This is a genomic window from Pseudoclavibacter sp. JAI123, from assembly GCF_013409665.1.
Lineage (GTDB): Bacteria > Actinomycetota > Actinomycetes > Actinomycetales > Microbacteriaceae > Pseudoclavibacter.
The window spans coordinates 1,227,919-1,241,157 of sequence record NZ_JACCCM010000001.1 but is presented as its reverse complement, the minus strand read 5'-3'; the positions used below and the strand labels follow the sequence as shown (position 1 = coordinate 1,241,157).

Annotated in this window: 14 protein-coding genes and 1 riboswitch; of the genes, 10 read left to right on the top strand and 4 right to left on the bottom strand. The window is 70.1% G+C overall.

Annotation, left to right across the window (positions count from 1 at the left end):
• Positions 1–198: 198 nt before the first annotated feature.
• The gene (locus HDC34_RS05830; protein ID WP_179556229.1) at positions 199–699 is read left to right on the top strand and encodes a GNAT family N-acetyltransferase; all 501 of its coding nucleotides are present in this window, start codon (positions 199–201) and stop codon (positions 697–699) included.
• A gap of 37 nt (positions 700–736) precedes the next feature.
• On the top strand, positions 737–1,537 hold the full coding sequence (locus HDC34_RS05825) for an alpha/beta hydrolase (RefSeq protein WP_179556228.1): 801 nt from the start codon (positions 737–739) through the stop codon (positions 1,535–1,537).
• A 47-nt stretch (positions 1,538–1,584) separates the two neighbouring features.
• On the opposite strand, the gene HDC34_RS05820 is transcribed toward HDC34_RS05825, so the two are convergent.
• A complete protein-coding gene (locus HDC34_RS05820; protein ID WP_179556227.1) occupies positions 1,585–2,205 on the bottom strand; it encodes a TetR family transcriptional regulator in 621 nt (206 codons plus the stop codon).
• Positions 2,206–2,256: 51 nt separating this feature from the next.
• On the opposite strand from HDC34_RS05820, the gene HDC34_RS05815 reads away from it, so the two are divergent.
• Positions 2,257–3,282: an FAD-dependent oxidoreductase gene (locus HDC34_RS05815; RefSeq protein WP_179556226.1), complete on the top strand. Its 1,026-nt coding sequence runs from the start codon at positions 2,257–2,259 to the stop codon at positions 3,280–3,282.
• Between the two features lie 51 nt (positions 3,283–3,333).
• Here HDC34_RS05815 and HDC34_RS05810 read toward each other — a convergent pair whose 3' ends face one another.
• Positions 3,334–3,627, bottom strand: coding sequence for a hypothetical protein (locus tag HDC34_RS05810; RefSeq protein WP_146080829.1), 294 nt, complete (start codon positions 3,625–3,627; stop codon positions 3,334–3,336).
• A gap of 134 nt (positions 3,628–3,761) precedes the next feature.
• Here HDC34_RS05810 and HDC34_RS05805 point away from each other — a divergent pair, with 134 nt between their 5' ends.
• Both HDC34_RS05805 and HDC34_RS05800 read left to right on the top strand, forming a co-directional pair.
• On the top strand, positions 3,762–5,165 hold the full coding sequence (locus tag HDC34_RS05805; RefSeq protein ID WP_308807275.1) for a M20 family metallopeptidase: 1,404 nt from the start codon (positions 3,762–3,764) through the stop codon (positions 5,163–5,165).
• Entirely contained in the window at positions 5,162–6,196 is a 1,035-nt protein-coding gene (locus tag HDC34_RS05800; protein WP_218854904.1) for a RimK family alpha-L-glutamate ligase, read from the top strand. The genes HDC34_RS05805 and HDC34_RS05800 overlap by 4 nt, the downstream gene beginning before the upstream one ends.
• 100 nt (positions 6,197–6,296) lie before the next feature.
• On the opposite strand, the gene HDC34_RS05795 is transcribed toward HDC34_RS05800, so the two are convergent.
• Both HDC34_RS05795 and HDC34_RS05790 read right to left on the bottom strand, forming a co-directional pair.
• Positions 6,297–7,664, bottom strand: a complete 1,368-nt coding sequence (locus tag HDC34_RS05795) for an NtaA/DmoA family FMN-dependent monooxygenase (protein WP_218854903.1) — start codon at positions 7,662–7,664, stop codon at positions 6,297–6,299.
• Between the two features lie 25 nt (positions 7,665–7,689).
• On the bottom strand, positions 7,690–8,844 hold the full coding sequence (locus tag HDC34_RS05790; RefSeq protein WP_179556225.1) for an LLM class flavin-dependent oxidoreductase: 1,155 nt from the start codon (positions 8,842–8,844) through the stop codon (positions 7,690–7,692).
• A gap of 122 nt (positions 8,845–8,966) precedes the next feature.
• Here HDC34_RS05790 and HDC34_RS05785 point away from each other — a divergent pair, with 122 nt between their 5' ends.
• From HDC34_RS05785 to HDC34_RS05765, 5 genes are all read left to right on the top strand, one after another.
• Complete coding sequence (locus tag HDC34_RS05785) at positions 8,967–9,308, top strand: VOC family protein (RefSeq protein ID WP_179556224.1); 342 nt, start codon at positions 8,967–8,969, stop codon at positions 9,306–9,308.
• Between the two features lie 25 nt (positions 9,309–9,333).
• Positions 9,334–9,441: riboswitch (TPP riboswitch) on the top strand.
• A gap of 27 nt (positions 9,442–9,468) precedes the next feature.
• Positions 9,469–10,110, top strand: coding sequence for a YkoF family thiamine/hydroxymethylpyrimidine-binding protein (locus HDC34_RS05780; RefSeq protein WP_179556223.1), 642 nt, complete (start codon positions 9,469–9,471; stop codon positions 10,108–10,110).
• Positions 10,107–10,697, top strand: a complete 591-nt coding sequence (locus HDC34_RS05775; RefSeq protein ID WP_179556222.1) for an ECF transporter S component — start codon at positions 10,107–10,109, stop codon at positions 10,695–10,697. The genes HDC34_RS05780 and HDC34_RS05775 overlap by 4 nt, the downstream gene beginning before the upstream one ends.
• Positions 10,687–12,414, top strand: a complete 1,728-nt coding sequence (locus tag HDC34_RS05770) for an ABC transporter ATP-binding protein (protein ID WP_179556221.1) — start codon at positions 10,687–10,689, stop codon at positions 12,412–12,414. Before HDC34_RS05775 ends, HDC34_RS05770 begins: the two co-directional genes overlap by 11 nt.
• Positions 12,411–13,175, top strand: a complete 765-nt coding sequence (locus HDC34_RS05765; RefSeq protein ID WP_179556220.1) for an energy-coupling factor transporter transmembrane component T — start codon at positions 12,411–12,413, stop codon at positions 13,173–13,175. The genes HDC34_RS05770 and HDC34_RS05765 overlap by 4 nt, the downstream gene beginning before the upstream one ends.
• Positions 13,176–13,239 lie beyond the last annotated feature (64 nt).

The following is a 13,239-nucleotide window of genomic DNA, read 5'->3' as shown; positions in this document are numbered from 1 at the left end:
GCTGCCCTCTCGTTGGTCGCGATCCCTCGTCGCCATGACGAAACCTCTTGCGTCAGCGTAGGAACGCAGGAACCAAGCCGGAAGCAGGCGACGCAAGACGAGTACACGAGACGACACCGCGCTTCGCCGGGCGAAACACGGCGTCACCGGACAGCCAGTCGCGAAGCGAGAAGCGGCAATGCAGCGCACCATGTGCGCATGACATCCGCGCTCATCGCACGCCGCCTCGACATCGCCTCCGCCGAGGTCGCCGAGGTGCTCGACGCCCTCGACGAGGAGTACCGCACCAGGTACCGGGAGTTCTACAAAGACGACATCGGCGCCTACCCCGTCAGCGACTTCCTCGCCCCGGACGGAGCATTCATCGGCATCCTCGACGGCGACCTCCTCGTCGCCGCCGGCGCGATCCGCCGCTACAACGCCACCACAGCCGAAGTGAAGCGCATGTGGACGCGAGACTCGCACCGCCGCCGCGGACTCGCCCAGCAGGTGCTCCGCGAACTCGACAACGCCGCAGCCGAGCTCGGCTACACCCGCATCTTCCTCACCACCGGGTCACGGCAGCCCGAGGCGGTCGCCCTCTACCGCGCCTCCGGCTTCGAAGGCGGCGAGCGGCGAATCCCCGAATTCGACCTGCCCGTCTTCGCGTTTGAGAAGCCAGTCACCAGCACCCCCAGGAACGCCCCCGCTAACGCCTGAAACGCCCGCGCCAGCGCCTGAGGAGTACCCTCGCAAGGTGCCAGCAACTCCCCCGAACCAGCAGCCGCGTCGACCCAAGCGCAGCCGGCTCCGGCGCACGCTCATCTGGAGCTTCTCCATCATCGCCGGCGTCTTCGTCGCCGCGATCGCCGCGTTCCTCATCTGGGCGAACGTCGGCGTCATGGCCGCCGAACCCGAACCGCTCGCGTCCGTCACCGACGACCCGGCGATCACCATCGCGGAAGTCGACGGGTCGCTGGTGCTCAGCCCGACCGAAACTGCGAGCACAACCGGCCTCGTCTTCATCCCCGGAGCGAAGGTCGAGCCAGCGGCCTACGCCGCCAAGCTCTCCAGCCTCGTCACCGACGAACAGATGACCGTCGTCATCCCGCAGCCACTCCTCAACCTCGCCTTCTTCGACACTCGCACCATCGACGACTACTCGGCCGCCGCGCCAGACGTCACGACCTGGGCCGTCGGCGGGCACTCCCTCGGCGGAGTCCGCGCCTGCCAGCTCGCCGACTCGCCCGACGTGGCCGGCCTCCTCCTCTTCGGCAGCTACTGCGCCAACGACCTCACGGCCGACACCTCGCTCGATGTCCTCAGCATCACGGGAAGCGCCGACGGACTCACCACCCCGCAGAAGGCAGCCGATGCACGCGGCCTGCTCCCCGCGGACGCCGAGACCCTCGAAGTCGACGGCGCCAACCATGCCATGTTCGGCAACTACGGCCCGCAGTCCGGCGACGGGACGGCGACCATCCCTGACGAGGAGGGGCGCGAGCAGATCGCCGTCGCAACGTCAGCCTGGGCGGCAGAGCTGCACCCAGCCGGTTGACGGTGCCAGCCCGGTGATGTCCACCCGCGCGCAGCGGACGGGGACACCTACCCCTCGGCGAGCATCCGCCGCACCGTGAGACCCACGTCGACAGCATCACCCACCCGGCCCTCGTTCGGCTCACCCTCGTTCGGCTCACCCTCGTTCGACGGCCCCTCGGTCGACTGCCCCTCCGAAGGCGCGGAGAGCCGCTGCAGGACAACCCCGTCGATGAACGCGAAGAGGGCGAAGGCGCGCGCCTCAGGGCCACTCACACCGAGGCCGGCGACCGCGCTGACGGCCCAGCTGCGCAACCGATCGCGCCCCTCCTGGATGGCCGCGGCCACTGACGGGTTGTGGGTGCCCTCAAGGACCAGCGCGTAGCGAGCGAGCGTCTGCTCGCGCCCAGTGCCGGTCATGGAATCGACCGCCGCTTCGATGGCGGCGCAGAAGCGCTCGACGCTCGGCTCTCCCCACTCGTACGTCAGGAGCCACTCCGCATAGTCGCTCCTCACCAGGCGCTCGATGACCCCCTCGATCAGCGCCTGCCGCGTCCGGAAGTGGTTGGAGGTCGACCCGCGCGGCAGCCCAGCCTCAGCGTCGACGCGAGCGTGCGTGAGCGCACGCATACCGCCAGAAGCAAGCAGCTGGAGCGCGGCGGAGAGCGAGCGATCGCGTGTGGAGGGCACCCTCGAACTATAGACGTAGTGCCGCCACTACGCCTGTAGTAGCCTGCGCGTATGGACAGGCGCGCGACGATCATCGGGGGCGGCATCGCTGGGCTCGCCTCAGCGCTTGCACTGCACAAGGCTGGCTTCGAGGTGACCGTCCGCGAGCGCGCCACGAGCCTCCCCAGCAGCGGAACCAGTCTCGCGATGTGGCCGGACGCTATGGCCGCGCTTGATGCGATCGGGGTCGGGGCCCGGATACGCGACGAGACCGAGGCGCACGCGGGCGGGAGCATCCGTCGTGCGGACGGGCGGATCCTCGCGCGGCTCGGCACCGGACGCGAGGCGCGCATCGTCCCCAGGCCGACCCTGCTTCTGGCGCTGTCGGACGAGGTGACGACCCGTCTCGGCTCGGACGCCATCGTGTGGGGAGACACCGCAGCCGCCGCCGAAGTTGCCGAGAGCGCCAACCACGGACCACTGCTCGTCGGTGCGGACGGCATCAACAGCGTCGTGCGTGCCCGACACTGGCGGCACGCCAGCCCGCGAGCGCTTGGGACGACCGCGCTCCGTGGGGTCGTGCCCGGTGAGGCGACCGAGATCTCCGAGACGTGGGGCCGGGGCCGCATCTTCGGCATCACCCCGCACTCCCCCGGCCACACGAACTGGTTCGCCTGCGCCAGAACTGTCCAGCTGCCGCCGAGTCCGCAGCCGTGGGGTCATGCCAAGACGCTGCGTGGCCTCTACGGAGATTGGCACCCCGCTGTCAGGGAGGTGCTCGCTCAGGTCACGGAGCAGTCCATCGACGCCAGGCCCCTGTTCGAGGTGCCACGACTCAGCAGCTACGTCCGCCCGGGTGTGGCGCTCGTCGGCGACGCGGCACATGCCATGGCGCCGAACCTGGGGCGAGGAGCCTGCGAGTCGCTCATCGACGCGGCGGCTCTCGGCGCCGAGCTCACCTCAGCGCGCGACCTCGACACCGGACTCGCCGCCTATAGCCGTCGGCGTCGAGGGCCGAGTCAGCGCACGCGACTCGGCTCGCGCATCCTGAACCGGTTGACCACCGGGCCGTTGACGACGATCATCAACGCCTGGTGAGGCGGTGCCTCACCCATCGTCGAGGCCTCGAGCGGGCCGGCAGCTCGGCCGTTACGAATGAAGCGTGCGTTCGTGTCGGGAGTGCGCGATGAGTCCAGGCACGAACAGCACGAGCGCGACAGGCAGCAGCGCGGCGAGCCCGATGACGTGCCAGAGCTGGCCCGCGGCGACGACGGCCAGCAGTGCCCCGCCCATGCGCAGCCAGCTCGCGAGCTTCGGAGTGCCGGGCGGGTCCTTGAAGATCGGGAGCTTGCGGCCGGCGCCCGCCCTGCCGATCAGGAAGTGCGCCCAGGTCGTGAGCGCGAGGCTGAGCCCGAGCAGCACGGCACCGACGATGAACATCACGCTGACACTGTAATCGAGCTTCACGTTACGGCCCACGACGGCAACCAAGACACGGTCAGGCACGCCCCGAAGAATCGAGGCACGATGGATGCAGACGGCCCGATCGGGGCCCCCGGCGGCAAGGAGCACACCACGTGAGCGAAGCAGCAGGCCCGAGCAGCGCACCCCAAGGACCCGGGGCCACCCGCGGCATCAGCGTCGGAGCGTCCCCCACGACGCCGAGCAGCACCTACCTGGACCTCGTCGCTGCTGAGACCGCCATCGCCGCCGCCGCCGCCCCGCGTATCACCTCAGCCCACGACGGCGCATCCGGTGACGACACCTCCGCGATCCGCTCCGCCTCCGAGTCGCTGCAGCCCGAGTTGGTGGAGCTCTCCCACCGCATCTTCGAGTACGCGGAGGAGGGATTCGAGGAGACGCAGAGCGTCGCCGATATCGCCGAGCTGCTCGCCGAGCGCGGCGTCACGGCTCAGGTGGGCGCCTTCGGGCTCGACACGGCACTGGTCGCCGAGCTGGTCGTCGGCGAAGCGGCACAGGATGCGCCGACCGTCGCGATCCTCGCCGAGTACGACGCCCTCCCCGGAGTGGGCCACGGCTGCGGGCACAACATCATCGCCGCCTCCGCCGTGGGCGCGTTCCTCTCTCTTGTCGAGGCGAGCCGAACCCGTTCGCTCCCGGCGGGTCGGATCCTGCTCTACGGGACACCCGCCGAGGAAGGCGGAAACGGCAAGGAGATCATGGCCCGCGCGGGCGCGTTCGACGGCGTCGACGCCGCCATCATGATCCATCCCTTCGGCTACGACGTCACCGACCAGCCCTTCATCGGGCGGCGCATCCTGCGCGTCCGCTACTACGGGGTCCCCGCCCACGCCTCCGCGTCCCCGTTCCAGGGACGCAACGCGCTCGATGCCGCCAACCTGAACTACCAGGCCACTGGCCTCCTGCGGCAGCACCTGTACCCGGGCGACCGCATCCACGGCGTCATCGTCAACGGCGGACAGCGCCCCAACGTGGTCCCCGAGTTCGCAGAACTCGAGTACTACGTGCGCTCGAACGCCGCGGAGACGCTCAAGGAGCTCAGCCTCCGCCTCGAGGACATCGCCAACGGCATCGCCCTGGCCACCGGCACAGGGGTCGAGGTCGAGTGGGACCCGCTGCCGTTCACGATGCCACTGCGGTACAACACGCCACTCTCCGAACGCTGGGCCGTGCACCAGGAGGCCAGGGGCCGTCGCGTGCTCACCAAGGCGTCCGTGCCCTCGCACCTCGCCGCATCCACCGACTTCGGCAACGTGAGCGTGCGCGTGCCCGGCATCCACCCGGTCATCGCGATCAGCCCACCGGACGTCAGCCTCCACACGCGCGAGTTCGCCGAATACGCGACGAGCACCGCCGCGAGCACCGCCATCGCGGACGCAAGCGCCGGCCTCGCACTCGTCGCCGCCGACTTCCTGGCCGACCCCAACCTCCGTGCCGCGGCCCGCGCCGACTTCGACGCTGCGGGCGGCGCACTCGACGTCGAAGGATTCTTCTCTTGAGCACACCGGTCTCCTCCCAGTCCATCTCCTCCCAGTCCATTTCCTGGCAGCCCGTCGCAGCAACACCCGTCGTCTACGCGCTCCACGAGAACCCCGAGTGGTGGCCGCCGTTCCAGGCCGCCTTCGAGGCCGCCGGCGTTCCCGTCGTCGAATGGCGCCTCGTCGAGGGCGTCCTCGACCTCGACGCGCTCCCACCGGAGGGCATCTTCTGGTCACGCATCAGCGCCTCGTCGCACACCAGGGATCACGCGCTGTCGAAGGATTACGCGCGCTCCGTGCTCAACTGGGTGGAGGCCGCGGGCAGGCGAACCGTCAACGGCCGCCGCGCCATCGAGCTCGAGGTGAGCAAGGTCGACCAGCTGACGCTGCTGCGCAAGGCCGGCATCGACACCCCGCGCACCCTCGCCGTCATCGGCAAGCAGGGGCTGCGGGATGCGGCGCGCGAATTCCCGACCCCGTTCATCACGAAGCACAACCAGGGCGGCAAGGGCCTCGGCGTCCGCCGCTTCGACCACTTCGCCGACTTCGAGGCCTACCTCGACTCCCCCGAGTTCGAGGAGCCGCTCGACGGCATCACGCTCCTGCAGGAGTACCTGCGTCCCGCCGGCGGATTCATCACCCGCGTCGAGATCGTCGGCGGCGAGCACATCTACTCGATCGCGGCCGACACCATCCACGGCGGCTTCCAGCTCTGCCCAGCGGATGCGTGCGCGATCGACCCGGACACGGGCCGGCCGGTCGTTCCCCCGGGCGCCGAGCTGGCGCCCGAGCCAGGCACGTCGATCTTCTCGCTACGCCAGGGCGGCCACGATGACCTCGTCGAACGCCTTGTGGCGTTCACGAAGGACATCGGCCTCGAGATCGCCGGCATCGAGTTCATCGAGACCGAGGACGGCCGACAGGTGGTCTACGACATCAACACGAACACCAACTACAACGCCGATGTGGAGCGCGTGGCCACCGGCTCGGGCCCAGGGGCCATCGCGGCCTACCTGGGGCGCGTGCTGCTGGAGACCTACCCGGACGTGTGAGCCCAGCCACTCACGGCACGGCACGGCACGGCGCGCGGAGAGGTGGCCGCCGGAGTTCATCTCCGGCGGCCACCTCTTCGTTGCTGGGGATTCTTCTGGGTCAGACCGCGAACGCGCTCGGGGCCCGCGTCCCCCGCTCCGGCACGGGGATGCCGAGGTTGTCGCGCAGGGTCGTTCCCGCGTACTCCTCACGCAGGGAGCCGCGCTCCTGCAGGATCGGCACCACGTGGTCGACGAAGTCGTCGATGCCGCCAGGCGTGAGGTGCGAGCCGATGACCAGCCCGTCCGAGCCGTCGTTCTGCACGAACTCGTCGATCTCCTCGGCCACTTGGGCGGCGGTGCCGACGAACCGCACGCCGCCGAGCTCGTTGCGGGCGAACTCGCGGATGCTCCATCCGTTCTCCTGCGCCTTCTCGCGCCACCTGCGGACCGTGGCGAGCCGGTCGCCGTAGGTGAAGGCGCGGCCCTCGATGATGGGCGCGCTCTCCCCATCCGGATCGAAGTCGGGCAGGGGACCATCGAAGTCGATGTCCGAGAAGTCACGGTTCCAGACCTGCTCGAGACGGACCTGAATGGTGCGCGGGCTGAGCTGCTGCTCCGTCACCCAGCGAGCCTTCTCCTGCGCCTCCTGGTGGGTGTCGCCGAGCACGAAGCTCGACTGCGGCAGGATCTTCAGGTCGTCACGGTTGCGGCCGAAGCCCTCGACTCGAGCCTTGATGTCGGCGTAGAAGTCGCGTGCCTCCTCGAGGCGCGAGTACGGGGAGAAGATGACGTCGGCGTTGGCTGCCGCGAAGTCCCTGCCCTGCGGAGAGATGCCAGCCTGCACGATGATCGGCCTCCCCTGCGGGCTGCGGGGAACCGTGAAGCGCCCGCTGATGTCGAACTGGCTCGTCTCCACGTCGAATCGCCCCTCGTCGGCGGAGTTGAGGAACTGCCCGGTCTCCTTATCCGCGACGATCGCATCCGCCGACCAGGAGTCCCACAGCTCCCGGACGGTGCTGACGGTCTGCTCGGCCCGCTCGTAGCGCTCCGCGTGCGGCAGGAAGCCCCCGCGGCGGAAGTTCGCGCCCGTGAACGCGTCGAACGACGTCACGACGTTCCAGCCGGCACGTCCACCGGAGAGGTGGTCGAGGCTCGCGAACTGGCGAGCGAGCTCGTACGGCTCGTTGAAGGTGGCGTTGATGGTCCCGACGAGGCCGATGTGCTCGGTCACGGCGGCGATGGCGGCGAGGACCGGGATGGTGTCCGGCCGCCCCGAGATGTCGTGGTCGAAGATCTCGCCGAGCCGCGAGCGCAGCGCGAGGCCCTCGGCGAGAAAGAAGTAGTCGAACTTCCCGGCCTCGGCCTTCTGCGCCACGTGCTTGAACGTGGAGAACTCGATCTGGCTGCCCGCCTCTGGGTGCTCCCAGAGCGTGTGCTCGTTGACCCCGCCGACGTAGGCCGCGAGGATGATCTGCTTCTTCGTCATGGTGATCTCCTGATCGGGTTCGGGTCTAAACGGCGGCGTAGCGGTTGGGCACGGTGGTCTCGAGGCCGAGGAGGCCGCGCAGGGAGCGCTCCTCGTAGCGCTCCCGGAAGAGGCCCTTGCGCTGCAGGAGCGGGACGACGTCCGCGACGATGCGCGGCAGGTCGTCGGTCACGACGCCGGGGTGCAGGCGGAAGCCGTCGTAGCCGAGGCCGGCGAGCGTCTCGAAGTGCTCGACGAGCTCCTCGGCCGAGCCCGCGAAGACCGCCGGCGGCTCTCCGAGCGCGCGCCCCTTCGCGTTGAGGCGGTTGAGGCGGGCGGACCCCGTCTCCTCCGGCTCGTCGAGGAACACGGCGAGGTCGACGAACACCGACAGGTCGCCGTCCCGCTCGACCTTCTTCTCTGCGGCCCGCACCTCGCTCAGGATGCGCACGGCCGAGGTGACGTCGGTCGGCGTCACGAAGAGCAGGTCGGCGCTGGCTGCCGCGAACTCGTACGGCACCTCGGCGTGACCGAGCGCGGCGACAACCGGCTGCCCCTGCGGGGGCCGGGGTGTGATCGATGGTCCGCGCACGCTGAACCACTTGCCCTCGAACTCGATGCGGTGCACCTTGGCCGCGTCGAGGAACCGATCGGTGGAGGCGTCGCGGATCTCGGCGTCGTCCTCCCAGCTGTCCCAAAGCCTGCGCACGACCTCGACGAAGTCGTTGGCCTCCGCGAAGAGCTCGCCGACGAGCGGCGCATCCCGACGACCGAAGTGCGCGTGCTCCGCACCGGGCGAGACACGGGCCTGCCAGCCCGCACGGCCCAGGCTCGTGTAGTCGAGGGTTGCGACGGCCTTCGAGACGTGGAAGGGCTCCGTGTGCGTCGTCGTGACGGTCGGGATGAGGCCGATGTGCTCCGTGACGGGCGAGACGCGGGAGGCGATGAGGAGCGCGTCCAGGCGACCCCTGACCTCGTCTGTCCGGTTGTCCCGGCGGAGGAACTCGCTGCTCTGGAGCGCGAGCGAGTCCTCGATGGTGACGAAGTCGAGGAGGCCCTGCTCGGCGAGCTGCACGAGCCCCACCCAGTACTCGGGCGTGAAGAGCTCGTCTGGGCGAGCGCTCGGCTCCCGCCAGGCCGCCGGGTGGATGCCGGCGCCATCGAGTGCGACGCCGAGGTGGATTCGGTTGGGGTTCGTCATGGTGCGACGCTAGGCCGCGCCCCGAGTTCGGTCCACGGCGCCCGTCGCGGCCCGTTACGCGTCGAAACGCGGGGACATGTTCGTTGAGGGTCCTCGCACCCTTGTCGCGCATGCTGGGACGCATGGCTATCAACGGAGTGCTCGCGCAGATCACCGTGTCGGACCTGGCTCAGGCTACGGAATATTACGGCAGGCTCTTCGGGCGGGGTCCCGACGAGAATCCCATGCCCGGCCTCCTGGAGTGGCACTTCACAAGCGAGGCCGGCCTCCAGCTGTGGGCCGACTCGAGTCGCTCGGGAAAATCCACCGTGGTGTTCAACGACGACGACCTCGAGGGTGTGGCCGCGCGGCTCGACGCCGCGAAGATCGAGCACGGCGGGATCGAAGACGCCACTCACTTCCAGATCCTCCAGGTGCTCGACCCCGAGGGCAATCACGTCGTCTTCACGAGCGCCTCGAGCTAGCAGCGCGCACCGTCGGGGCTACAGTGTGGCCGTGCACGGGAGCCCGATGAGTCGGGCTGAGAGGGAGTACTCGAACTCCGACCGTTGAACCTGATCTGGGTAATGCCAGCGAAGGGAGTCGACTCACCCGTGCCGTCACGCTCCGACGGAAGGCACGCACATGGAATCCATCACTCGAGACCCACTCGCATTCGGGGTGGGGGCGAGAGTCACGCTCTCGGTCATGTCAGACCGCTACGTCGAGGTGATCCTCGCCGCGGTCGACGCGGCGGACTCCTCGGGGCTGATCCTCGAGACGGGCGATGTCAGCACGTACGCCGGGGGCGACGAGCAGGCGCTGCTGCGGTGGCTCACCGACCTCACGCAGCACGTCGCCGCGACCGGACTGCACGCCTCCGTCCAGGTGCTGCTCTCTCGCGGCTGCCCCGGCGAGGCGGTGTGCGAGCTGCCAGGCGGCGCGGGGCCGCGGCGAGTGGACGCCCCGCGCGGGCGGCACACGGGGAGCTTCGCGAGCGCCGAATGGGCGCTGTACCCGCTCGAGGACGCGGGGGCGGATGCGCGGACGCCCGACCACATGCGGGAGATCTACGCCGCCATCGAGACGGCCAAGGCGAGCGGCACGTTCGTTGCATCCGAGCACTTCGTCACGAAGCTCAGCGGGGACCTCGGCCGCGTCCTCGAGACCGTCGTCGTGGCCTGGGCCGGGGTCGGCGCGCACGTGCAGCACGTCACGAGCCACCTCACGATCTCGCTCAACAGCCCGAGCCACGCGGCAGGCGCAGCAGCGGGAGCACGGGCATGAGCCTCAAGCTGCGCGACATCGTGCTCATGGTCGTGCTCGGCACGGTCTTCGGATTCCTCTACTGGGCGCTGGTGCAGGCCTGGACAGCGCTGTCGATCGCCATGGGGCCGGCGGGCGACCTCGCCCAGCACTTCCTCTTCGGCGGCTGGCTGCTGGTCGCGCCCATCGCGATCGCCATCATCCGGCGGCCGTTCGTCGGCGTCATCGCCGAGGTGCTCGCCTCGGTCATCGAGGTCGTCTTCCTCGGCTCGGCGGTCGGCCCTCTGCTGTTCGTCGCGGCCGCGATCCAGGGCGTCGGCAGCGAGCTGCCCTTCGCGATCGGCCGGTACAAGAAGTACGGCTGGCTGCCGTACGCCATCTCCGGGGCGCTCGGTGCTGGCCTCGTGTTCTTCTACTCGGCGTTCCGATCCGGCTGGTACGGGCAGGAGATCCTATTCCTCCGGTTCGGCATCCAGCTCGCGTCCGGCATCATCCTCGGCGGCCTCCTCGCGAAGCTCATCGTCGACTCACTCGTGCGCACGGGCGTGCTCGACAACTTCGCGATCGTGCAGGACACGAAGCCCCTGGCCGTGCGCCGTGCGGCCTGACACTGCGCCCTCGGAGAGCCCGGAGTTCGACATCGAGGCACACGGCTTCGAGGTGATCCACTCCTCGGGCGACGGGCTCGGGCCGGTGGACCTGCGGGTCGAGCCGGGCGAGCACGTCCTCGTCATCGGGCCGTCCGGTTCCGGGAAGTCGACGCTGCTGCAGGCGCTGAGCGGGGTCATCCCCCACGCCGTGCCAGCGCAGGTGAGCGGGACCATGCGCGTCTGCGGCATGGACACGCAGGAGCACGACGTGCCGACGATCTCGCGGACCCTGTCCGTCGTGGCGCAGAACCCGGCCTCGTCGGTGTGCCTCCCCGACGTGGCCGACGAAGTCGCCTTCCCGCTCGAGAACCACGCGTGGCCTCCCCCGTCGATCGGTCCTGCCGTGGCGAACGCCCTCGACACCGTCGGGGTTTCGACGCTGATCGACCGACGCTCCGCGACGCTCTCCGGCGGGGAGACGCAGCGGGTGGCCCTCGCCGCGGCCATCGTCACCCAGCCGCGCGTGCTCGTGCTCGACGAGCCCACCTCCATGCTCGACCCGGAGGGCATCGCATCCGTCCGCCGAGCCATCGACGCCGCGTCAGCGCACGCGTCGACGGTCGTGCTCGTCGAGCACCGCCTTGACGAGTACGCGGGGGCGCGCGGCATTGCCGGCCTACCCGGCCGCACCATCGTCGTCGGCCGCGGTGGCATCATCGCCCACGATGGATCGACCCAACAGGTCCTGCTCGACAACGCGGTCGAACTGCAGGCGGCCGGATGCTGGCTGCCACTCGAAGCGGAACTCGCCGCCACGACGGGGCTGAGCGGCGGTCTCGCGAACCCGGCCGTCGCCGAAGCGGTCGCGACGCTCGGCGAAGGGGCTGCCCCCCGAACCAGCCCGCCCCCAGGACTGAGCGAGGCCCGCGGTCCGTCCTTGCAGGTGGAGTCGCTCGACGTCGTCGCAGGAGGGGCGCCGAGGCGGAAGCGGCGGAAGCGCACTGCTGCTGCAGCCTCAACTGGGCCCGGCGCCGTGCTCCGCGGCGTGAGCTTCGAGCTTCGAGCGGGCGAGGTCGTGGCGCTCCTCGGTCGCAACGGGTGCGGGAAGTCGAGCCTGCTGCGCACCATGGCCGGCCTCGCCCGCCCAGGTGGCGGGACCATCAACGGCCCGCGCCCCGGCCTCATCTTCCAGAACCCCGAGCACCAGTTCGCGCAGTCGACGCTTCGGCGGGAGATGGAGCACGGGCTCGGGCCCGGCGACGCGGAGCGCGTCGCCGAGCTCGTCGAGCGCTTCGATCTCGCGAGCTCCCTCGACCACAACCCCTTCCGGCTCTCCGGCGGGCAGCAGCGGCGGCTCAGCATCGCCGCCATGCTCGCGCACGACCGGCCGTTCCTCCTCGCCGACGAGCCGGGATACGGCCTCGACCGGCGCGCGAGCATCACGTCCATGCGCGAGCTCGAGCACACGGCGGCGTCCGGATGCGGCGTGCTGTTCTCGAGCCACGAGCTGCGGGCCGTGTGCGCCCATGCCCATCGCGTGCTTGTGCTCGGCGACGGCGAGCTCCTCGCCGATACGACGCCGTTCGAGCTGCTGCGCGACCCCGAGCTGCTGGAGGCGGCGGGCCTCGAGCGCACACCACTGCTCGCCTGGCTCCTCGATGAGGGCTTCTCGGACGACCGGTCAAGGGGCATCCTGCGCGAGCTCGACGATGCAGGACTGCGGGTGGCGGCGTGACCCCCTATCTGGAGCGGCGCAACCCGACCGTCAAGCTCGCGGTGCTGTTCGTCTGCTCACTCGCGACGCTCTTCGTGCTCAACCCGCTGACGCTCGGTGTGCTGACGGCGCTGGCGATCGTGTCCGCGCTGACGACGACGAGGCTGACCCCCACGAAGCTGCTGGCGGCGTCCCTGCCCTTCGCCGCCTTCGGCCTGGGGCTCCTCACCGTCAACGCGCTCAGCCGGCCAGGCACGGAGGTCTTCCCCGATCTGCCCGTGCGCGTGACCAGCGAGGGACTTGCCATCGGCGTCGCGCTCGCCCTGCGCACCACCGTCATCGGCATGCTGTCGATCTCCTTCATCGCGAGCACCCCGCCCCGCGACCTCATGACGAGTCTCACGCAGCACGCGAGGCTCAGCCCGCGCTTCGCCTACGCCCTCCTTGCCGGGTTCCGCCTCCTGCAGCTGCTGCCGAGCGAGTGGCAGAGCATCCGTGCGGCGCAGGCCGTGCGGGCGCCGCTCGGGAGGGATGGCATGCCGCGCACGGGCCTGGCCGGATTCGGCTCGGCGTCCTTCTCGCTCCTCGTCGTCTCGATCCGCTCGGGCGAGCGCATCGCGCAGGCCCTCGAGTCGAGGGGGCTCGGAGCTGGGCCCCGCACGGTCTGGCGCCCCGTGCCCCTGGATGCGCGCGATGCCGCGCTCGCCGGAATCGTGCTCGCCGCATTCGCACTCACGGCGGCGGCCGGCGTTGCCGCAGGAACGGGACTGTCCCTTGCCTGAACCCCCGCAGCGCAGGCGCACGCGAGTCGCCGCAGAGGGTCGTGGGCATCGCGCCACGACGACC